The organism is Microbacterium sp. C7(2022) (genome assembly GCF_028823665.1).
Classification (GTDB): Bacteria; Actinomycetota; Actinomycetes; order Actinomycetales; family Microbacteriaceae; genus Microbacterium.
Window position 1 is genome coordinate 267,637 of sequence record NZ_JAPEHV010000001.1, and the last position, 20,097, is coordinate 287,733.

Below are 20,097 nucleotides of genomic sequence, written 5' to 3' on the forward strand. Positions count from 1 at the left end.
CCAATCTCACGGGAATTGTCAGGTACAGGGGAGCGGGGTCAGGCCACGTCGATCACGCTGTCGTTCAGGTCGGCCGCGTCCGTGGCCCACAGGTCGACGAAGGCAGCGGCCAGCGTGTTCTCGAGGCCTGCGAGAGCCTTCACTCGGAAGATGACGGATGCCGCGCGCAGCGGCGCTTCGCGTTCGCGCGCGTCCTTCGCGAAGCCCTGGGCGACAGCGCGCGTCCACGCCTCGCTTGCCGCTTTCACCGCCGCATAGTTGGCGCCGCCGGCAAGGGGGCGTGCGACAGCGGTGGACGAGACGATGGCCAGGCGCGCGGCATCCGATGATCGAAGATCCTGGTCGAATGCCCGCGTGACATGCCGGAGGGCTGTGACGGACTGCTCGAGGAAGCGGTAGTCCTCATCGCTCTGACCGGCCAGTCCGCCGCCCCCGCGCCATCCGCCGACGAGGTACAGGATGCCGTCGATGGGGCCGAACCGTCGGTGCACGTCGTCTGCGAGTTCGGCGACGGCGCTCTCGTCCGTGAGATCGCAGCGCGCCGTCTCGGCCCCGGTACGTGCGACGACGTCGGTGAGTTTCTCGGCATCACGGCCCACCACGACGACGGTGGCGCCGGCCCTACGCGCGGCCTCGGTGACGGCGAGGCCGGCCGCGCTCGTGCCACCGGCGAGAAGAATCGTGCGTCCGCTCAGCACTCCCGACGGTCCATCGATCGATTCGTTCACCGGATCATCCTCCCACTTGACTTCCGTATGTCGGTGGTCGGGTCTACCGTCGACACATGACCGACGACGCTGCTCCGTCGCCCGAATCCGGGCCGGCGGATCCCGCGCCGCCGCCCGGCGGCATGCGCATCTTCATGCAGGTGCTGGTGAACACGGCGGTGGCCAACATCACGACGAGCTTCTTGTGGTTTGCGCTGACGTTCTGGGCCTACCTCGAGACTCGCTCCGTTCTGGCGACCGGCATCATCGGCGGCGTCTACATGCTGCTGATCGCCGCATTCGGGATGCTGTTCGGAACGGTCGTCGATCGCCACCGAAAGCACCGCGTCATGGTGCTGTCGGCCTTCGTGACGCTGGTGGCCTTCCTTATCAGCGGTGCACTGTGGGTCGCGCTCGGCGAGAGCACCGTCGCTGACCTCGGCGGCGTGTGGTTCTGGGTCTTCTCGGGCATCATCCTCGCCGGTGCCGTGGTCGAGAACCTGCGCAACATCGCGCTGTCGACCACGGTGACATTGCTCGTCCCCACCGAGCGCCACGCCAACGCGAATGGACTCGTCGGCACGGTCCAGGGTGTCGCATTCATGGTGACGAGTGTCTTCAGCGGGCTGGCGATCGGCCTGCTCGGCATGGGCTGGACCCTCGTGATCGCCCTCGTGCTCACGGCGGCGGCGCTGATCCACCTGCTGTTCTTGCGCATCCCCGAAGAGGTGCCCGAGAGCACCGGCGAGAAGCGGCCGCTGGTCGACCTGCGCGGCAGCGTGCGTGCTGTGGCGGCCGTATCGGGCCTGTTCGCGCTGATCCTCTTCTCGACGCTCAACAACCTCATCGGCGGCGTCTACATGGCGCTCATGGACCCGTACGGGCTCGAACTCTTCCCGGTCGAGGTGTGGGGCATCGTGCTCGGCGTCACAGCGACGGGCTTCATCATCGGCGGGGGATTGATCGCCAAGTTCGGTCTCGGGCGCAACCCCATCCGCACCATGCTGCTGTTCGCGGTGGCGATGGGTGCCCTGGGCGCCCTGTTTACGATCCGCGAGTGGTGGTGGCTGTACGCCCTGGGCATCTGGCTGTACATGTGCCTGATCCCCGTGATCGAAGCCTCTGAGCAGACGGTGATCCAGAAGGTCGTCCCGTTCCGCACCCAGGGGCGCGTGTTCGGTTTCGCGCAGGCGTTCGAAGCGTCGGCTGCGCCGGTGACCGCGTTTCTCATCGCGCCGATCGCGCAATTCTGGATCATCCCCTACATGGACAGCGATGAGGGCTCCCAGAACTGGGCCTGGTTGCTGGGCGAGGGCAACGCGCGAGGGATCGCGCTGGTGTTCCTGTTCGCCGGGCTGATCATGATCGCCCTGTCGCTGTTGGCATTCACCACGAAGGCGTACCGAACCCTGTCGGCCGAGTTTGCCGGTCAAACCGAGTCGGTGCCGGTCGCTGAAGCGCCCGACGCCCCCATGAAGCCCGGGGTATCGGACGCTCCCGTGGCGCCCGAGCGCTCCGCTGGGTGACGACGTTTTTCTTGCGGACACGCAGGTGTCAGTCGGTGCCGCGGATGCCGGTGGTCGACTCGATCACCGGGCGCATCTTCTTCTCCAGCGCTTCGAAGAACATCGACAGAGGGAACTCGTCATCGAGCACCTGATCCGTGTAGCCCTTCGGAGGACCCGCGAGCACGTCATCGCTGAGGCCCCGCGCCCACACTGACGCCGGGTGCGGCGTCAGCACACCGCTGACCAAGGCGTAGGCGGCCAGCCAGTGCGCCATCTTGGGGCGGTCGATCGAGCGCCAGTACAGCTCGTCGATCGCATCGCTGAGGGCGACCACGGCGGCGGGAACCTCCGCCCAATCGAACGCGAGAGCGGTGTCGGTCCAATGCAGCACGCCGCGCTGGTGCAGCCACGCGAAAAGCAGCTGCCCGCCGACCGCGTCGTAGTTGCGGACGCGGGTGCCGGTGATCGCGAAGCGGAAGATGCGGTCGAAGATCACGGCGTACTGCACCAACGCCGCGTGCTCGAGCATTTCGGCTTCGGCCGCGGTGAGGTCGCCTGCGGCATCCGCTCGCTCCTGCAGGCGCTTGTGAATGGCCACGCACTCGCGGAATGCCGTGAGGTCGCACCGCAGCTCTTCGAGGGAGTAGAGGAAGAACGGCATGCGCTGCTTGATCATGAACGGGTCGAACGGCAGGTCGCCGCGCATGTGCGTGCGATCGTGGATGAGATCCCACATCACGAACGTTTTCTCAGCGAGCGACTGGTCTTCGAGCAGGCGCGCTGCGGCATCGGGCAGGTCGAGCTTGGTGATCTCCGAAGCCGCACGCACCACACGCCGGTACCGTGCCGCTTCGCGGTCCTGGAAAATCGCACCCCACGTGAACGTCGGGATTTCGCGCATCGCGACCGTCTCGGGGAAGAGTACGGCCGAATTCGTGTCGTACCCGGGCGTGAAGTCGAGCAGACGCAACGACACAAAGAGGCGGTTGGTGTACTCGGACTCGAGGTGGGCGATGAACTCGGGCCAGATCACCTCGACCAGCAGCGCCTCGACGAATCGGTTCTGCGACCCGTTCTGCGTGTACATCGGGAAGACCACCAAATGGCGGATGCCGTCTGTGCGGTGCTGCTGCGGCTGGAACAACACCAGGGAGTCGAGGAAGTCGGGGACGCCGAACCCCTCGCGAGCCCAGCGGTCGAAATCGGTGATGGATGCCGCGAGGTATGCGGCATCGTGGGGGAACGCCGGCGCGAGGTCGGCGATGGCGGCCGTGATGGTCTTCACGTGTGCGCGCGCGGCGCCGTGGTGGGCAGCGTCAGGGACGGAACCGTCCTTGGTCTGAAGCTCCTGGAGCGCGGTGGCAGCTGCCTTCAATGCGTGCCAGGGCGCACTGTGCTCGATCGTGGAGACGTCGATGGCCGGTGCGGTGTCAGGCTTCTGCGGCATGAGCAGGGACATGCAGACCTCCGGTGCGCATAGGGATGATTCCTGCTCATGCTAGAGATCTTCCGCTTAGGTGTGTCTTGCACAGGAAAGCTTCCTGTCTGAGATGGGTCGCGAGGCTTAGAGTGGGGTCATGCCCACGAAAGATTCCGCCCGCCTCGATGACGCCACCGACGCCCACATCGTGCGGGAAGTGTCGGGGAATGCCCGTGCGACCCTCGCGGAACTCTCTGTCGCGGTGGGCCTGTCGGTATCGGCCGTGCAGGCGCGGCTGCGCAAACTCGAAGCCCGCGGCGTCATCGCCGGGTACCGTGCCGTGGTCGATCCCGAGGCGGTCGGCAAACCCCTGGCCGCGTTCGTCGAGATCACTCCCCTCGATCCCGCCCAACCCGACAATGCGCCGGAGTTGTTGGCGCACCTCAGCGAGATCGAGGCCTGCCACTCGATCGCGGGGCAAGCAAGCTACATGCTGTTCGTGCGGGTCGCGACGCCGCGCGACCTCGAGACGCTGATTCGAGACATCCGCCTTGCGGCATCGGTCAACACCCGCACGACGGTGGTGCTGCAGACGTTCTATGAAGGACGGCCGCTACTGACCTGACTTCCCGCGCCGCACACGCACGTGGGCCGGGCGGCCCGAAGGCGACCCGGCCCACGTGAAGGGGTGCGGCTACTGACCGCCCTCGGTGAGGGTGACCTCGAGCGGGGTGAAGTCGGCGCCGGTGACGTCGATCCCTTCGGCCTCGAGCGCCTCGAGCGCCGCCTCGATGTACGTGTTGTCGTAGGCGGATGCCGGAGGCTCTGCCGTGATCAGGTTGAGCCCGTCCTGGTTGGTCGCAGCGAGAGCACCGGCGACGGTCTGGTCCCAGGCTGCGGCGTCGATGATGCCGATCCCAGCGGTGGACGGCCAGATGAGTTTGTTCGTCTCATTGGTCTGCCACAGCTGGTGCGTGGGCCCGACCGGGAACGCGGCTTCGGCGTTCGAGGCGACATCCCACACCAGGGCTGCCGCATCTTCGGCGTTGTCGCGGGCGTACACCCAGCCCTTCACGACAGCCTTGAGGAAGCGTTCGGCCGCGTCCGCGTACGCCGGGTCGCTCGCCAGCCGTTCGGTGTCGGCCCAGATCGCGTCCTGCAGCATCGCGCCGACGGTGTCCTGGTAGGACACGATCGACAGGTCGTCCATCGTGTACAGCTCGCCGGTGTCGGGGTTCACCGTTTCGAGTACCTGGGCAAGCTCGTTGTAGGTCATGGCCTGCGCGGCATCCACATCCCCGTCCAGCAACGCGTTCATGGAGAAGTCCTGCGTCGTGATCGAGACGCTCGTCGAGTCGAGCCCTTCGTCGGCCATCGCCGCGAAGATCTCCCACTCGTTGCCGAAGCCCCACGAACCGATGCGCTTGCCCTCGAAATCGGCGACCGAGGTGATGCCCGAGTCGGCCCACGCGACCTGCAACGTGCCCGAACGCTCGAAGATCTGGGCGATGTTGGTGAGCTCGACCCCGGTTGCTTCGATCGTGCCGAGCACTTTCGGTACCCACGCGACGGCGAAGTCGACGTCGCCTGAGATGAGGGCGTCCTGGGGCACGATGTCGCCGCCGGAGGGGAGGATCTCGACTGAGTCGAACCCCTCTTCCTCGAAGTAGCCGAGCTCCTGCGCCGCGTAGTAGCCGGCGAACTGGGCCTGCGGCAGCCACTGCAGTTGCAGCGAGATCTCGGTCAGTGGCTCGAAGTCGTCCGAGTCGGTGTCGGGTGCGGGTTCAGAGGACGACCCGCTGCAGCCTGCGAGGGTGAGGACGGCGGCGGTGGCCGCGGACGCAAGCAGAAGGCCGCGTCGAGTGCTGTGTCGCATAGTGTTTCCCTTCCAGATGGTGTGGTGGTGCAAGGGGTACTGCTCTCCTGCTTCCGGGCTAGCCCGGCATCCTCCTGGCCGTCAGGCGCTCGAACAGCGAGCTGGCGAGGAAGAAGATGAGGCCGATCACGATGCCGGCGAAGACATAGGCCCACGCGAGTGCGGCGTTGCCGCTCTTGGCCATGGTGGCGATCGCCGTCCCGATGCCGTCGGCGGGGCCGCCGAAGTACTCGGCGACGAGCGCCGAGATCACGGCGAGCGAACTGGCGATGCGCACGCCGACGGCTAGATACGGCAGCGCCGTCGGCAGCGTCAGCTTGCGAAAAGTTTGCCCGCCACCGGCGGCGTACGCGCGGAACAGGTCCCGCTGCACCGGGCGGGCCTGTCGCAGCCCGCGCAGCATGTTGAGGTAGACCGGCACGAAGGCCGCGATTCCGGCGATCGCCTGACGACCGAACTGGCTCGACGCGCCGAACATCGTGTTGAACAAGGGTGTGAGGGCGACGATCGGGACGACGGCGATCGCCGCGACGACCGGGGCCGCCATGAGGTCGATCGGTCGAGCCCATGCCGCGATTCCCGCGGCGATGATGGCGAGGATGCTGCCGCACACCAGTCCGACGAACGCGTTGCCACCGGTGATCCAGGCGTCTTCGACGATGATCGCGGTGTGTGTGGTGAGCGCCTCGACGATCGCCGTCGGGCTGGGCAACATGCGAGGTGTCACGTGGGCGACGTCGACGAGCAGCTGCCATGTCACAAGGACGATCACGCCTACGGCGATGGGAGCGATGATCCGCATCGCCTGGTCGCGTGTGCGCAACGGCACCGTCGCGCTGCTCATCGTTCGTTCGCCCGTTCGACGGGTGCGCCGTGAAGCGCCTCGCGCACCGCGGTGACGCGGTCGAAGAACTCGGGGGCTTCGCGCAGCTGCTCGGTGCGGGCATCGCCGAGGGGCACATCGACGATCTGAGAGATGCGCCCGGGCCGTGCCGACATCACCACGACGCGCTCCGAGAGGAATACCGCTTCGGGAATGGAGTGCGTGACGAACACCACGGCCGCGCCGGTCTCCGACGCGATGCGCGCAAGCTCGGTCTGCATGCGCTCGCGTGTCATCTCGTCGAGCGCGCCGAACGGCTCGTCCATCAGCAGGAGCTTGGCGTCTTCGGCAAGCGCGCGCGCAATGGCGACGCGCTGCTGCATTCCGCCCGAGAGCTGATCCGGGTAGTGCGACGTGAAATCCGACAGGCCGACCATCGCCGCGAGCTCGGCCACGCGCGCGGCGCGCTCTTTCTTCGCGATGCCGTGCAATTCGAGAGGAAGCGCGATGTTCGCCTCAACCGTGCGCCAGGGCAAGAGCCCCGCCTGCTGGAACGCGATGCCGTAGTCCTGGTCTTGTCGGGCGCGCGCGGCCGTCTTGCCGAACACTTCGATCTCGCCGCCGGTCGGCTGATCGAGATCGGCAATCAACCGCATGAGCGTGGACTTGCCGCATCCCGACGGCCCGATGAGCGAGACGAACTCGCCCGCGACCACCTCGAGGTCGACACCTGCGAGCGCGTTCACCGTCCCGCCCTTGGTGGCGAACTGCTTTTCGACGCCGACGGCGCGCACGGCCAGCGCGGTCAGGGGGGAGTCGTTCATGCGGTCGCTTCTCCTCTGCGGTACGGGGTGAGGCTCGCGCCGAGCAACGCGACGGAGCCAGCGGCGATCAGCCCGAGAAGGACCGCGCCGAAGATGGGGGCCCACGGAATCGCGGGGTCAGACGATGCTTGACCGGCGAACTGAATCAGCATGCGCCCGAGGCCTCCGCGCATGCCGATCGAGACTTCTGCGACGACCACGCCCACCACCGCGTTCGCTGCGGCCAACCGCAGCGCCGGCAAGAGGTAGGGGACGGATGCCGGGAGCCGCAGCGATCTAAGCGTCGCTCGATATCCCGCGTCGTAGCTGCGCATCAGATCGACGTGGATCGCTTCGGGCGAAGACAGTCCGCGCAGGGCCCCGATCGCGACGGGGAAGAACGCCAGATACGAGGCGATGACGGCAACCGACAGCCATTGCGGCCACGGGAAGCCACCCCGATCGATCTGGGTGCCGATGCTGGCGACGACGGGGGCGAAGGCGATGAGTGGCACCGTCTGCGAGACGACGATCCAGGGGAGCAGTCCCCACTCCGCGAGGCGGAAGCGCTGCATCACGAGGGCGAGCGCGAAACCCACGGCCACGCCGATGAGCCACCCCACCGCTGCGATCCCCAGGGTGAGGAGTGCGGCTTCGGAGACCGCGAGCCACAGCGGCGGGGTGTCGGTACCGCCGGTGGGCTCGAACAGCCGCCCCCACATCGTCCATACGTGCGGCATGGCGCGGTCGTGAGTGCGGGGGAGGATGCGCAGACCCGACTGCGGATCGTCGGCCGAGCCGCCGATCACGACCCCGTCGTCGGGCCCCAGGAACTTGTATAGCTCCCACAGCACGATGACCGTGACGACGCCCAGCGCGCCCCACGCCCATGCCGAAGCCCTTCGTGAGCGGGCTGTCATGCCTTGGCCGTGACATGCTGCGAGAGTGCGGGGATGACCTTCTCGCCGTACACCCGCATGGTTTCCTCTTTGTTGTCGTGCTGGAGGTAACCGGCGAACTGCGTCACGCCGAGCTCGCGCAGCTGCTCGAGTTTGGCGATGTGCTCTTCCGCCGTCCCGAGGATGCAGAAGCGGTCGACGATCTCGTCGGGAACGAAGTCGACGTGGTCGTTCTCGGCCCGACCGTGACTGTTGTAGTCGTACCCGGTGCGCCCAGAGATGTAGTCGGTCAGAGCTTGCGGCACGTCACCGTGGGTGCCGTACTTGGCGACGATGTCGGCGACGTGGTTGCCCACCATTCCGCCGAACCACCGGCACTGCTCGCGCATGTGCTCGATGTCATCGCCGATGTACATGGGCGCTGCGACGCAAAACGCGATCTCGTCCGGGTCACGGCCGGCCGCCGCTGCGGCATCCCGAACCGTCTTGATCATCCACGCGGCGATGTCGACGTCGGCGAGCTGGAGGATGAAGCCGTCACCGACTTCGCCGGTGAGCTTCAGCGCCATCGGACCGTACGCGGCGACCCACACGTCGAGCTCGGAGCCGCGACTCCACGGGAACTGCAGCGTCGCTCCCTTGTATTCGACAGGGCGAGAGTTGCCGAGCTCGCGGATAACGTGGATCGACTCCCGCAGCTCGGCCATCGTCACCGGCTTGCCGTTGGTGACGCGCACGGCCGAGTCGCCGCGGCCGATGCCGCAGATCGTGCGATTGCCGTACATCTCGTTGAGCGTCGCGAACACCGACGCAGTGACCGTCCAATCGCGGGTCGCGGGATTCGTCACGAAGGGCCCGACGACGATGCGCTTGGTTGCGTTCAGGATGGCCGAGTGAATGACGTACGGCTCTTGCCACAGCAGGTGCGAGTCGAACGTCCACACGTGACTGAAGCCGTGTGCTTCTGCCAGCTGGGCCAGCTGCACGGTGCGCGCGGCGGGCGGATTGGTCTGCAGGACGACACCGAAGTCCATGGGCTTGTTCATACCGGCCGCCTCACACCAGGTACTGCGACAGGCCGCGCTTGATGAAGCGCCCATCGCCCTTGGCGCCAAGGTACTGGCCGTCGTCCACGATGACCTTGCCGCGCGAGATGACCGTGTCGACGTGCCCGTCGATCTCGAAGCCCTCCCACGCGGAGTGGTCCATGTTCATGTGGTGCGTCTTGCCCGTGGGGTTGCCCTGGTCATCGACCGGCATGCCGATCGAGGTGTGCCCGTTCGGGTCGTACACCACGATGTCGCCGTCCGCTCCGGGAGCGATCACGCCCTTCTTGCCGTACATGCCGAACATGCGCGCCGGTGTGGTCGACGTCAGCTCGACCCAGCGCTCGAGCGTGATCTTGCCGGTCACGACCCCCTGGTACATGAGGTCCATGCGGTGTTCGATCGACCCGATGCCGTTCGGGATCGCGCGGAAGTCGGTGAGTCCGAGCTCTTTCTGATCCTTCATGCAGAACGGGCAGTGGTCGGTCGAGACCATCTGGATGTCGTTGGTGCGCAGCGCCTGCCACATGTGGTCTTGGTGCCCCTCTTCGCGCGAGCGGAGGGGCGTCGAACACACCCACTTCGCCCCTTCGAACTCGCCCCACTCGTCGCTGCGTGCGCCGAGCTGCTCTTCGAGCGACAGGTACAGGTACTGCGGGCAGGTCTCGCCGAACACGTTTTGCCCGTTATCGCGCGCCCACGCGAGCTGCTGCACCGCCTGCTTCGCGCTCACGTGCACGACATACAGCGGCGCGCCGGTGAGGTTCGCCAGCATGATCGCGCGGTGGGTGGCTTCTTCTTCCATCTGCCACGCGCGCGCGATGCCGTGGTAGTACGGCGCGGTCTTGCCCTGCTCGGCCAACTGCGCCGCGAGCACGTCGATCGCGGGGCCGTTCTCGGCGTGCATCATCGTCATGAGGCCGGTGTCGCGCGAGACCTGCATGGCCTTCAGCACCTGCGCGTCGTCGGAGTAGAAAACGCCCGGGTAGGCCATGAACAGCTTGAAGCTCGAGATTCCTTCGTCGACGAGCCCGCGCATCGCCGCGAGCGAGTCATCGTCGACGCCGCCGACGATCTGGTGGAAGCCGTAGTCGACGGCGCAGTTGCCGGCGGCCAGCTCGTGCCAGCGCGCGAGCCCGTCCTGTACGCGCTCGCCGTAGCGTTGCACGGCGAAGTCGACGATGGTCGTCGTGCCGCCCCAGGCCGCCGCGCGGGTGCCGGTTTCGAACGTGTCCGACGCGTTGGTGCCGCCGAACGGCAACTGCATGTGGGTGTGGGCATCGATGCCGCCCGGAATCACGTACTTCCCCGTGGCGTCGACGACAGTGTCGACGGATGCCGCGACATCCGTGCCGAAGAGGTGTGAGTCCGGCTGCAGAACCGCCGAGATGGTCTCGCCGTCGATGAGGACGTCCGCGGGCCCGCGTCCGGTGGCCGAGACGACGGTGCCGCCCTTGATCAGTGTGGTGCTCATGTTCAGTTCCCTACGGTTCGGCTCACGGCTGCGCGATCTTGGTGTACGAGTCGGGTCGGCGGTCGCGGTAGAACTGCCAGTCGTCGCGCATCTGCTGCACCATGTCCATGTCGAGGTCGCGGATCAGGACCTCTTCGTCTGTGCTCGAGCCGCGGTCGCCCACGAAGTTTCCGCGCGGGTCGATCACCTGGCTGGTGCCGTAGAAGTCGACGGCCAGTTCGCCGTACTCGTTGTCCTCGCGGCCCACGCGGTTCGGCTGGAGCACGAAGTAGCCGTTCGCGACGGCGGCGCACGGGCCTTCGACCTCCCACAGGCGGTTCGACAGCCCGGGCTTCGTGGCGTTCGGGTTGAACACCATGTGTGCGCCATTGAGGCCGAGCTCGCGCCACCCTTCGGGGAAGTGGCGGTCGTAGCAGATGTACATGCCGATCTTTCCGACGGCGGTGTCGAACACGGGGTACCCGAGGTTGCCGGGACGGAAGTAGAACTTCTCCCAGAAGCGATCCAGATGCGGCAGGTGGTGCTTGCGATACTTCCCCAGCACGGTGCCATCGGCATCCACAATCACTGAGGTGTTGTAGTACACGCCGGTGATGTCTTCTTCGTAGATCGGGAGGATCATCACCATGTTGAGCTCCTTCGCGAGCGCGGCGAAGCGCGTCACGATGGGGCCGTCGGCGGGTTCCGCATAGCGGTAGTACTTCTTGTCTTCGGTGATGCCGAAGTAGGGGCCGTAGAAGAGCTCCTGAAAACAGATGACCTGCGCGCCTTGCTCTGCCGCGTCTCGCGCGAACTGCTCGTGTTTGTCGAGCATCGAGGCCTTGTCGCCCGTCCACGTCGTCTGGGTGATCGCCGCACGTACCGTCGTCATCGTGTCTCCGTCCTGGCTCAGCTGAGCGCTGTAATGCCGCCGCCGATGGGGAGGATCGGGTGAGCCTCCCTGCTCCCTGATCATTCAGGCCCGACATTTCCCACCGGTTTCGGCCTGTGTCGTGACAGTAAAGCCTCGCGGCGATGCGCGGCAAGGGGTGAGTGAATACATCTCTGGGTGGATGCCGCGCCCCGGCCCCCTGGAATAGCGTGAGAGCGTGTTCCGCCCGTTGAAGACCTCTCAGGTCGTCGTCGACGTGTCGGTGGCGGTGTTCTTCGCCCTCGTCGCATTGCCGATCGAGATCGGTGTGGCGCAGGGCGTGTGGGCTTTTTCGCTCGTGCTGGCGAGTGCGGTCGCGATCACGCTGCTGTTCGCCGCGGGGCTCGCATTGCGGCGTGTGTCGCCCGGCTTGGCGCTGGGTTTCGTGTGGGCTGGCGCTCTGGTGCAAGTGGCGCTGCTGCGCCCGCCGAGCTTCGTTGACGTCGCGATCTTCGGTGTGCTCTACGCCACGGCGGCGTACGGAGGTCGCGTCGTGTTCTGGCTGGGGTTTGCCAGCACGTTCGTCGGCGCGGCGGTGATCAGCGGCTACCTGGTGGTCGGCCCAGGATTCAATCCGAGCGGGTTGAGCTGGAGCAGCATCCCGGTTCTGTTCGCGGTGCTCGTTGCGGCGGCTTTCGCGTTGGGTTTGGCCTGGACCATCGGCGCCCTGGTGCGCACCGCGAGGCGTGCACGCGCGACGCGCGAGGCGCAACAACGTGCCGAAGCGGATGCCATGGCCGAGCAGGAGCGCGTGCGCATTGCGCGCGACATGCACGACGTCGTCGCGCATTCGTTGGCCGTGATCGTCGCCCAGGCCGATGGTGCCCGGTATGCCGTGCGGGCGGCAGAGTCGCCAGGGCCGTCCGGCGCCGCCCGGTCCGCCGCCGTGGAGGCACTCGGCACAATTTCCTCGACGGCGCGCGCAGCGCTTGCGGACGTGCGCGTGCTGCTCGGGCAGCTACGCCATCAGCAGGACGCGGGGCCGCAGCCGGTGCTCGCCGACGTGGAGGCGCTGTACGCGCAGGTTCGCGCTGCGGGTGTTGATTTGCGGGTGGATGTCGACCCTGCTCCCGAGCAGGAACCGCCTGCCGCTGTGCAGCTCGCGGTTTACCGTGTCTTGCAGGAGGCCCTCACCAATGCGCTGCGGCACGGTGGTGGCGCGGTGTCGGTGGGTCTGGCGTGGCATCGTGATCACGTCGCGCTGGTCGTGGTGAACCCGCTGCGAACCGCCGAGGGCGTGCTGCGCGCCGATTCGGCGCACGGCGCAAACCAGGTCGGGCACGGGATCATCGGGATGCGCGAGCGCGCGCAGCTTGCGGGCGGTCGCCTCGACGCGGGCCCTGAGGGAGAGGTCTTCGCCGTGCGCGCGAGAATTCCAATCGGTGGTGCCGCGTGAATGCGATCCGGGTGGTGTTGGTCGACGACCAGGCGCTCTTTCGCGCGGGCATCCGCATGCTCATCGATTCGCAGCCCGACCTCGAAGTGGTGGGTGAAGCGTCGGACGGCCGCGAGGGCGTGATGGTGGTGCGTGAGGTGCGACCCGACGTTGTGCTGATGGATATTCGGATGCCGGTGCTGGACGGGCTGGCGGCGACGGCGGAGCTGCTGGGCGATGTCGACCCGCCGCGCATCGTGATGCTCACCACGTTCGATCTCGATGAGGCGGCTGCGCGGGCCATTCAACAGGGAGCAAGCGGGTTCCTGTTGAAGGATGCCGAGCCCGAGTTCTTGCTAGCGGCGATCCGCACCGTCCATGCGGGATCGGCCGTGATCGCGGCGTCGGCGACTCGTGATCTGTTCGCGCACTTCTCCGGGCCGACTGCGCGCCCGGTGCCGGCGAGTTGGGCGGCGCTCACCGATCGTGAGCGAGAGATCTTCGGCCTGGCCGCGCGCGGACTGTCGAACGCCGAGATCGCGGCCCGGGAGTTCTTGTCGGAGGCGACCGTCAAGACGCACATCAGTCGCATCCTGACGAAACTCTCGCTGCGCGACAGGGTGCAACTGGTGGTGTTCGCGTTCGATCACGGCCTCGCCTGACGCGCGACGTCGGGATGCGGCGGCACCCGGTCGGCTGGGCCTCAGGAGGGCAGCGATTAGAACGGCGCGGGATCGTTCGCGTGAGCGAATCGGTGCGCGTGCACGCGCCGCGGCGGCACGGGATCGGACTCGGCGTCGGTGGCGAAGCGCACGCTGCTCGTCGGGTGGTCGGGATAGACCCGCCCGGTGGGACTCGTCCAATGGAGGATGCCGTCACGTGATTGCGTGACCTTCCATGGCGTGTGGTGTTTGAGTGTGTGGTGCCGCCGACACAAATGGGCGAGGTTGCCCACACTCGTCGTGCCGCCGTGGGCCCAATCGATGGTGTGATCGGCGTCGCTTCGACTGGCGGGTTGTCGGCAACCGGGGAACCTACAGTGCTGGTCGCGAACGGTGAGGAATCTTCGCATCTTCTTTGATGGCCGATACCTGTCTACGGCCACAACCCGGCCGGATACGGGGTGGGTGAGGATGCGGTCCCAGCCGGGCGCGTGTGCCGCGAGTTCGCGGGCCGTGTCGGGGTGGATCGGCCCGTGCCCGGCGAGTGTCGTCGCGTCGAACGGATCATCAACGGGTGAATCGAGCAGCGTGAGCGCGGGAATCGTGACCTGGACGGTGGCTCGGATCGCACCGAGTCCGGTCTCGCGGTCACCGATGTGCGCCATCGGGTCGGCCGTGAGGAGCAGATCCGCGAGGAGATCGAAGCGGATCTCGTCGAGCGTGCGGCGCGCGTCCGCAAGATCCTTCGCGCGGTCGCGCGCCGCGTCGCGCACGGCCGCGAGTCGTTCGGCGTCATCCTCGGTGTCGGCTTCGCGGGCGGCTCGTTCAGCTGCCTTCACCTCGGCGCGCGCATCGCGTAGGGCTGAGGCATCCGCATCACGGACAGCGATTCCCATGGTGGTCAGGCGGGCGACGAGCCCGTGGATCAGCACCGCCGGGCCGGTCGCGTGCAGCTCGGCCATGCCGTCGTCGAGATCGAACGCCCGTGCGGATCGGGTCTTGGCGGCCGCGGCGTGGCGTTCGCGAATCGACTCGTCCAGAAACCACTGCGCACGGATCTTCGCGACCTCGCGCAGGCGCGACACGGATTCGGCCTCTGCGTAGTCGAGCACGCTGTTCTCGAACTCAGCGATCATCTCGGGCCCTGTGATCCGATCGCCGGCTTCGAGGATCGCTCGGGCGTGCGCGAGCGAGATGCGCCCGGAATGCAGCGACGCCACCGTCTGGCGAAACGAGCTCACCAGGCGTTCCGCGTCACCCAGACGCCCTTGCACCGTGCGGTCGGAGACCCGCAGCGCGGACGAGAGTTCCGCCGCGACGCTGCGATGCGCCAGCTCGGTGTCGGACTGTGTGGGCGTAGCATCCGCCCACTCTTGTGCAATCTGACTCGCCTCGGCAAGCGCATGCAGTTCTTCTGCTTGCAGGGCAGCGATGCGTCGGTGAATCTCGGCGACCTTCGCCACCACCGGATCGAGCTTGGCCGCGGCCGCATCCGCCGCGGTGACATCGGCGGGAGTGGGGGTCATGGGTATAAGCCTACCATGAGTTTCGAAAATTTGTTCGATAAGTTTGTCGAGAATCCGTGATGCGGATGGTCGATCGTGACTGCGCCGCACCGGCATCCGATCTGCACTTATCCTCTCGCGGACCTCGGACATTCACCCGGCCAGGAGACGTCGCGAATCATCCTTGCGATGGATGCCGATGCGCCTCTCGGCCGACGCGGGACTTCGCGTGCGATTCGTAGCGTCGGAGGCATGCAGATCACATCAACCGACATGAATCTCGCCGCCCGTGTGCAGCGACTGACGAAGATTTACGGACGCGACGCGAGCGAAGTGTGCGCACTCGACGGGGTCAGCGTCGGGATCCGGCGCGGCGAATTCACCGCGATCATGGGGCCCTCCGGCTCGGGAAAGTCCACGCTCATGCACATCATGGCGGGCCTCGATGCCCCCACCTCAGGTCAGGCATGGATCGGCGACACCGACATCACCGGCCTGAGCGACCTCGAGCTCACCGTGCTGCGCCGGCGCCGCGTGGGGTTCGTCTTTCAGGGGTTCAACCTGATCCCCACGCTCGACGCGCGCGGGAACATCATGCTTCCGTTCGACCTCGACGGGCGGCGACCCAGCGCCCTCGAGGCAGCGCGCATCGACGGGCTCGTCGAAACGCTGGGGTTGGATGCCCGGCTGGGCCATCGACCGCACCAGCTCTCCGGGGGTCAGCAGCAACGCGTAGCGATCGCGCGAGCTCTCGCCACCGCACCTGACCTCGTGTTCGCCGACGAGCCGACCGGCAACCTCGACTCGCGGTCGGGGCGGGAGGTGCTGTCGCTGCTCGCGACGGCGAGCCGCGAGCACGGACAATCGATCGCGATGGTGACGCACGACCCGATCGCGGCCAGCCACGCCGACCGCGTGCTGTTCCTCGGAGACGGCCGGATCGTCGCCGACAAGCCGCGGCAGAGCGCGGAGGAGATCTCGGCCTACATGCTCGCCGCCGAGCTCGGGACCGCCGGGGTGGGCTTGGCCGACGCGGGCGCTGCTGAGCCGACCGCGACCGGGGTGGTGCGGTCATGAGCACTCTCGCCGTCCATCCAGACCGTCGCACTGCGAGCGCGACCCACACCCCGGCCGAATCATCCACCGCATGGTTGCGCGAGCGCGGCATGGGTGCGAGCGTGCTGGTCGCCGCTATCTCGACGACCTTCGGCGTTGTGTTGCTCTCGGCGACGGCATTCCTCGCCGAGATCTTGCGGACGAACCCGTACGTCGGTGACAGCGAGACGCTCGCAGCGGTCCTGGCGATCCTGAGCATCCTGTTGATCGGCGTTGCCGTGTACGTGGCGGCAATCGTCACCGCCAACACGTTCTCGACCGTCATCGCGGGTCGTACTCGGCGGATCGCGTTGATGCGCCTGATCGGGGCATCCGCGTCATCTCGACGGACAGAAGTCGCACGTCAAGGACTCATCGTCGGCGTAATCGGTGCTGCGTGCGGGCTTGTCGTGGGCGTCGCCCTTTCAGCGCTCGGCGCGACGATCGCGGTGAGGATGCTCCCCCTCGGCGACATCGAGTTCTCGGCACTGCGCCCCGAGGCGGTGATCCCCGCGGTAGTCGTCGCGCTGACGACGTGGGTGTCGGCGTGGGTGGGCTCGCGCGCCGTGCTCGCGGTCACGCCGCTCCAGGCGCTCGGCACGTCGGTCGAGTCGCCGCATGAGGTGCTCGTGGCGAAGCTGGCTCGCAACACCGTGGCGGTCGCGCTGTTGATCATCGGCGGGGCGCTCATCGCTCTCGGAGTCTTGGCGGGGCTGGTAACGCCGCTGGGCGTCGTGGTCGCATTCTTCGGCGGCATCCTCTCCTTCACCGGGCTCGCGCTGGGAGCGACGCTGATCATGCCGCCGGTGCTGCGTCTGGTGGGGCGGATGTTCGGCGCGTCCGTGCCGGCTCGCCTCGCCGCCGAGAACGCGTTGCGGTACCCCGCGCGTTCGTCGCGCATGGCGATCGGAGTGGTGATGGGCGTCACGCTGGTGACCATGTTCGCCGTGGCGCTCGAGTCATCCAAGGCGGTGCTCGCAGCGTCCGGAGGCGGAGAGTTGCCACCCGAGATGGAGGCACTCATCGACACGTTCTCGGCCATCATGATGGGCATCGTCGCGATCTCTGCCGTGATCGCCGGGGTGGGCCTGGTCAACCTGCTCACGCTCGGCGTCGTGCAGCGTCGGCGTGAGCTCGGCCTGCTGCGCGCGTTGGGCGTGGCCAGCTCGCAGGTGCGGCGCATGGTGCTGCTCGAAGCCGCGCACGTGACGATCACGGCGACGGCGCTCGGGCTGCTACTAGGAGTCGTGTACGGCTGGGCGGGTGCGCAATCGCTACTGGGTTCGGTGCCGATTCCGCCGGAGTTCGCACCCGCGACCTTCGTGTGGCCGGCTGTGCCGGTGTGGCCCGTCGTGGTCATCGTGGCTGCGACGGCCGTGCTCACGCTGGTGGCGACCATCATTCCGACGCGCTTGGCGACGAGCGTCGCTCCCGTCGAGGCGCTTGTGGAGTAGGCGCGCGCGGGAACCGTCGAGCGGGGCGGGTTGCAGGGGCGCGACGCGCGCGCCCCGCGACCCGTCGTGCGCGTCGCATCCCGCGACCCGTCGCGCGCGTCGCATCCCGCGACCCGTCGTGCGCGTTCCATGTCCCGCTCATATGGCGCAACACGCCGGTGGGATGCGCGAAAGCCCACACAATGTGACCAATGAAGCGGGCCGGGTTGTGCGGGCGCCGCGTTCATATGGCGCAACACGCCGGTGGGATGCGCGAAAGCCCACAATATGGCGCAAATGAATGGCGCGGGGGTACCGACGCAGGGCGTGCTCTGTGACGGCGCACGCGGCCGAGACGCGGGGCCCGGCGCCTAAGCGTTCTCCGCGGCGCCCCGGCGGCCCCGGCGGCACCGGCGGCCCCGGCGGGCTCGGCGGGCGAAGCGCGCCTGCTCGGCGCGCCCGCTCGGCGACCCCGTGCCTACGCGTGCCCCGCGTCGACCTCGGTGGGCTCGGACGCTGGGTCGTGGGCCCACGTCGGCGCCAGCGCACGAATCCGCGCCGCGCGCCATTGCCACGTGGCCCACAGCACGGGCCACAGTGCGAGGGCGGTCGGCCCACCGATCACGAGGCGGTCGCGCCACAGAGTCTTCGTCGGGTCGCCCGGCGCTGGCGAAACCGCCATCTGGTGGTCCCACACGTCGAGGCTCGCCAGCGGTCCCGTCAGCGGTATGCCGCTGTCGCGCAGGATGCGCACCGGCCCGTGCGCGGACGCGGTCTCACGCTCGCTGATGTGGATGAACTGCCGACCGATCGGAATGCCACCCAGCGCCGACAGTTGCACCGGAATGTCCGCGCCGGGCGCCCACGTCGTCGGCAGCCCCGTGGTTTCGAGCGGCGTGAGGTCGACGAGCGGGCCGTAGAGTTCCCCCACTGCGCGGGGGGAGTGCAGCGCTCGCCACGCGGCATCGGAATCGCAGTCGATCACCATCTTCAAGAGAATCCGCATGCTTCAGTCTGTCACTCGCGATCGTCGCTCAAGCGGTCACATCGCGCAGTCTCGGCGGATTTAGGCTGGATGGATGCCGAATCAAGCCTTCGACCAGTCGACCTACCAGGTGCGGTTTGACTGGGGGCTAAGTGGTCTCGAGCGCCTTGCGCCGGCGGACATCGTGGTCGTCGTCGACGTGCTGAACTTCTCGACCCATGTCATCGCCGAGTTCGAGTCCGGACGTGAGGTGGTTCCGGATGCCGCCACCGCCGCGCCGGGGTTCGATGGCGCGCCGATCGCGGCGCTCGCTGGCCGCAGTGACGGAACTGTGTTGCTCGCGACCCATCGCAACTGCGGTGCCGTCGCGCGGGAGGTCATGCGCGTGCAGACCGAGCGGGGAACGCGCACGAGCGTTGCCGTCATCGCCGCGGGCGAGCGCGACGGGCTCGACGATGCCCTGGTCGAACGCGACGGACTTGAGGCTGCCGCGGGAGCGTTCGCGCACGGACAATCAGGCGCGGTCCGTTTCGCCGTCGAAGACTTCCTCGGCGCGGGGGCGGTCATCGCGGCGCTCGGCGATCTGGGAATCGACCACTGCTCGCCTGAGGCCGTCGCCGCAGCGGAGGCCCATCGGGCACTGCGCGGTGCGACCCGCCACCTGTTGAGTGCGAGCGGCACCGGGCGCCAACTCGCCGCCGCGGGGCAGGGTCATGCACTGGCCGCCGCGCTCGCTGCGGGCGAGTCGGCCGTGGTGCCTCGTTTGCGCGCCGGCACGTTCACGCACTGACCCACCAGCGCCCGTACCCCGCCCGCCGCGTCGAGTGCACGTGATGTCGTCGAGTGCACGGGAAATCCGTCGCCGATAAGGGGTGTTCTCGGCGATTACACGTGTACTCGGCGAGCGAAGGATGCGCACGGGGTGTGGGGTAGCGCGAGAGGTGGGGTAGCGGGAGAGGTGGGGTAGCGCGGGTGAGGTGGGGTAGCGCGGGTGAGGCGGGGGCCAGCGCGGGCGCTCAGGCACCCCCCGCCCCAGCGCCTGTGCTCAGGCGCCCCCGCGCCGCAGCTGCGCCGCAGCGTCAGCGCGGCGTCGCGGCGGCCAGGCGAGTTGCGGGCGTGATCTCGCGCCGGTGCCACGCGAAGAGGTACCGGTCGTCGTAGCGCGGCGCGCACTTCACGCACGATGCGGCGCGGGTCGGGCGCCGGTGGCGGTACGCCGTGTGCCCCGCGGGGCACACTCCCACCCACGGCGCGAGCTCGGTGGCGGTCTCTCCGTGGTGCGTCGTGCCTCCGACGTACCCCAAGTCGCGCGCGACGCGCTTCCAGGCAACGCCGTGCCCGGCGCCGGCGCCGGCGAGGGCATGCGCCACCTCGTGCAGCAACGTCTGATGGTTGGTGTCGTCGTCGTAGCGCGCTGCTAAGTACCGAGACACGCTGATGCGTTTGCGCGTGTAGTCGCAGAGGCCGGCGCGGCGCTTGGCGTTGTCGAAGCCGAAGCTCCACGACTCGTCGAGATGGGTGGTGATCAGCGCCTCAGCCCACTGGCGCACACGGTTCAGATCAGACATGCGGGAAG

The 20,097-nt window shown here is 67.7% G+C and carries 19 protein-coding genes; 7 read left to right on the plus strand and 12 right to left on the minus strand.

The features are described 5' to 3' along the window. Positions 1-38: 38 nt before the first annotated feature. Positions 39-728, minus strand: a complete 690-nt coding sequence (locus ON062_RS01170; RefSeq protein WP_274645298.1) for an SDR family oxidoreductase — start codon at positions 726-728, stop codon at positions 39-41. Positions 729-850: 122 nt separating this feature from the next. Between ON062_RS01170 and ON062_RS01175 the strand changes: the two genes are divergently transcribed. After that, a complete protein-coding gene (locus tag ON062_RS01175; RefSeq protein WP_274645462.1) occupies positions 851-2,233 on the plus strand; it encodes an MFS transporter in 1,383 nt (460 codons plus the stop codon). A gap of 28 nt (positions 2,234-2,261) precedes the next feature. Here ON062_RS01175 and ON062_RS01180 read toward each other — a convergent pair whose 3' ends face one another. Beyond that, positions 2,262-3,674 carry a DUF6421 family protein gene (locus tag ON062_RS01180; protein ID WP_274645299.1) on the minus strand — a complete coding sequence of 471 codons (1,413 nt, stop codon included), beginning with the start codon at positions 3,672-3,674 and terminating at the stop codon, positions 2,262-2,264. Positions 3,675-3,792: 118 nt separating this feature from the next. Between ON062_RS01180 and ON062_RS01185 the strand changes: the two genes are divergently transcribed. Next, a complete protein-coding gene (locus ON062_RS01185) occupies positions 3,793-4,260 on the plus strand; it encodes an Lrp/AsnC family transcriptional regulator (RefSeq protein ID WP_274645300.1) in 468 nt (155 codons plus the stop codon). A 69-nt stretch (positions 4,261-4,329) separates the two neighbouring features. On the opposite strand, the gene ON062_RS01190 is transcribed toward ON062_RS01185, so the two are convergent. Genes ON062_RS01190 through ON062_RS01220 form a run of 7 tightly spaced genes read right to left on the minus strand, consistent with a single transcriptional unit; the run spans position 4,330 to position 11,427 of the window. Beyond that, the gene (locus ON062_RS01190) at positions 4,330-5,511 is read right to left on the minus strand and encodes an ABC transporter substrate-binding protein (RefSeq protein WP_274645301.1); all 1,182 of its coding nucleotides are present in this window, start codon (positions 5,509-5,511) and stop codon (positions 4,330-4,332) included. A gap of 58 nt (positions 5,512-5,569) precedes the next feature. Continuing rightward, a complete protein-coding gene (locus ON062_RS01195) occupies positions 5,570-6,355 on the minus strand; it encodes an ABC transporter permease (protein WP_274645302.1) in 786 nt (261 codons plus the stop codon). Then, the gene (locus ON062_RS01200; protein ID WP_274645303.1) at positions 6,352-7,158 is read right to left on the minus strand and encodes an ABC transporter ATP-binding protein; all 807 of its coding nucleotides are present in this window, start codon (positions 7,156-7,158) and stop codon (positions 6,352-6,354) included. The genes ON062_RS01195 and ON062_RS01200 overlap by 4 nt, the downstream gene beginning before the upstream one ends. Further along, entirely contained in the window at positions 7,155-8,057 is a 903-nt protein-coding gene (locus ON062_RS01205) for an ABC transporter permease (RefSeq protein WP_274645304.1), read from the minus strand. Before ON062_RS01205 ends, ON062_RS01200 begins: the two co-directional genes overlap by 4 nt. Beyond that, positions 8,054-9,070: a TIGR03842 family LLM class F420-dependent oxidoreductase gene (locus ON062_RS01210; protein ID WP_274645463.1), complete on the minus strand. Its 1,017-nt coding sequence runs from the start codon at positions 9,068-9,070 to the stop codon at positions 8,054-8,056. Before ON062_RS01210 ends, ON062_RS01205 begins: the two co-directional genes overlap by 4 nt. A gap of 22 nt (positions 9,071-9,092) precedes the next feature. Beyond that, positions 9,093-10,556 carry a dihydropyrimidinase gene (gene hydA, locus ON062_RS01215; protein WP_274645305.1) on the minus strand — a complete coding sequence of 488 codons (1,464 nt, stop codon included), beginning with the start codon at positions 10,554-10,556 and terminating at the stop codon, positions 9,093-9,095. Between the two features lie 22 nt (positions 10,557-10,578). Continuing rightward, positions 10,579-11,427, minus strand: a complete 849-nt coding sequence (locus tag ON062_RS01220) for a nitrilase-related carbon-nitrogen hydrolase (protein ID WP_274645306.1) — start codon at positions 11,425-11,427, stop codon at positions 10,579-10,581. Positions 11,428-11,644: 217 nt separating this feature from the next. Between ON062_RS01220 and ON062_RS01225 the strand changes: the two genes are divergently transcribed. Beyond that, a complete protein-coding gene (locus tag ON062_RS01225) occupies positions 11,645-12,862 on the plus strand; it encodes a sensor histidine kinase (RefSeq protein ID WP_274645307.1) in 1,218 nt (405 codons plus the stop codon). Further along, entirely contained in the window at positions 12,859-13,503 is a 645-nt protein-coding gene (locus ON062_RS01230) for a response regulator transcription factor (RefSeq protein WP_274645308.1), read from the plus strand. Before ON062_RS01225 ends, ON062_RS01230 begins: the two co-directional genes overlap by 4 nt. Positions 13,504-13,559: 56 nt before the next feature. Here the strand turns inward: ON062_RS01230 and ON062_RS01235 are convergent, their stop codons facing one another. Further along, on the minus strand, positions 13,560-15,029 hold the full coding sequence (locus ON062_RS01235) for an HNH endonuclease signature motif containing protein (RefSeq protein WP_274645309.1): 1,470 nt from the start codon (positions 15,027-15,029) through the stop codon (positions 13,560-13,562). 231 nt (positions 15,030-15,260) lie between these two features. Between ON062_RS01235 and ON062_RS01240 the strand changes: the two genes are divergently transcribed. Together ON062_RS01240 and ON062_RS01245 are read left to right on the plus strand one after the other, a co-directional pair. Next, positions 15,261-16,085, plus strand: coding sequence for an ABC transporter ATP-binding protein (locus ON062_RS01240; RefSeq protein ID WP_274645310.1), 825 nt, complete (start codon positions 15,261-15,263; stop codon positions 16,083-16,085). Continuing rightward, complete coding sequence (locus ON062_RS01245) at positions 16,082-17,557, plus strand: ABC transporter permease (RefSeq protein ID WP_274645311.1); 1,476 nt, start codon at positions 16,082-16,084, stop codon at positions 17,555-17,557. Before ON062_RS01240 ends, ON062_RS01245 begins: the two co-directional genes overlap by 4 nt. Before the next feature lie 457 nt (positions 17,558-18,014). Here ON062_RS01245 and ON062_RS01250 read toward each other — a convergent pair whose 3' ends face one another. Then, on the minus strand, positions 18,015-18,542 hold the full coding sequence (locus ON062_RS01250; protein ID WP_274645312.1) for a hypothetical protein: 528 nt from the start codon (positions 18,540-18,542) through the stop codon (positions 18,015-18,017). 73 nt (positions 18,543-18,615) lie between these two features. Between ON062_RS01250 and ON062_RS01255 the strand changes: the two genes are divergently transcribed. Next, the gene (locus ON062_RS01255) at positions 18,616-19,311 is read left to right on the plus strand and encodes a 2-phosphosulfolactate phosphatase (protein ID WP_274645313.1); all 696 of its coding nucleotides are present in this window, start codon (positions 18,616-18,618) and stop codon (positions 19,309-19,311) included. 289 nt (positions 19,312-19,600) lie between these two features. On the opposite strand, the gene ON062_RS01260 is transcribed toward ON062_RS01255, so the two are convergent. Then, on the minus strand, positions 19,601-20,089 hold the full coding sequence (locus tag ON062_RS01260; RefSeq protein ID WP_274645314.1) for a SprT-like domain-containing protein: 489 nt from the start codon (positions 20,087-20,089) through the stop codon (positions 19,601-19,603). Positions 20,090-20,097 lie beyond the last annotated feature (8 nt).

Excerpts from the sequence above, each read along its gene's own strand:
- ON062_RS01175 (WP_274645462.1), top strand. The coding sequence starts at position 851 with ATGCGCATCTTCATGCAGGTGCTGGTGAACACGGCGGTGGCCAACATC.
- ON062_RS01180 (WP_274645299.1), bottom strand. The coding sequence starts at position 3,674 with ATGTCCCTGCTCATGCCGCAGAAGCCTGACACCGCACCGGCCATCGAC.
- ON062_RS01185 (WP_274645300.1), top strand. The coding sequence starts at position 3,793 with ATGCCCACGAAAGATTCCGCCCGCCTCGATGACGCCACCGACGCCCAC.
- ON062_RS01190 (WP_274645301.1), bottom strand. The coding sequence starts at position 5,511 with ATGCGACACAGCACTCGACGCGGCCTTCTGCTTGCGTCCGCGGCCACC.
- ON062_RS01195 (WP_274645302.1), bottom strand. The coding sequence starts at position 6,355 with ATGAGCAGCGCGACGGTGCCGTTGCGCACACGCGACCAGGCGATGCGG.
- ON062_RS01200 (WP_274645303.1), bottom strand. The coding sequence starts at position 7,158 with ATGAACGACTCCCCCCTGACCGCGCTGGCCGTGCGCGCCGTCGGCGTC.
- ON062_RS01205 (WP_274645304.1), bottom strand. The coding sequence starts at position 8,057 with ATGACAGCCCGCTCACGAAGGGCTTCGGCATGGGCGTGGGGCGCGCTG.
- ON062_RS01210 (WP_274645463.1), bottom strand. The coding sequence starts at position 9,070 with ATGGACTTCGGTGTCGTCCTGCAGACCAATCCGCCCGCCGCGCGCACC.
- hydA (WP_274645305.1), bottom strand. The coding sequence starts at position 10,556 with ATGAGCACCACACTGATCAAGGGCGGCACCGTCGTCTCGGCCACCGGA.
- ON062_RS01220 (WP_274645306.1), bottom strand. The coding sequence starts at position 11,427 with ATGACGACGGTACGTGCGGCGATCACCCAGACGACGTGGACGGGCGAC.
- ON062_RS01235 (WP_274645309.1), bottom strand. The coding sequence starts at position 15,029 with ATGACCCCCACTCCCGCCGATGTCACCGCGGCGGATGCGGCCGCGGCC.
- ON062_RS01240 (WP_274645310.1), top strand. The coding sequence starts at position 15,261 with ATGCAGATCACATCAACCGACATGAATCTCGCCGCCCGTGTGCAGCGA.
- ON062_RS01245 (WP_274645311.1), top strand. The coding sequence starts at position 16,082 with ATGAGCACTCTCGCCGTCCATCCAGACCGTCGCACTGCGAGCGCGACC.
- ON062_RS01250 (WP_274645312.1), bottom strand. The coding sequence starts at position 18,542 with ATGCGGATTCTCTTGAAGATGGTGATCGACTGCGATTCCGATGCCGCG.
- ON062_RS01255 (WP_274645313.1), top strand. The coding sequence starts at position 18,616 with ATGCCGAATCAAGCCTTCGACCAGTCGACCTACCAGGTGCGGTTTGAC.
- ON062_RS01260 (WP_274645314.1), bottom strand. The coding sequence starts at position 20,089 with ATGTCTGATCTGAACCGTGTGCGCCAGTGGGCTGAGGCGCTGATCACC.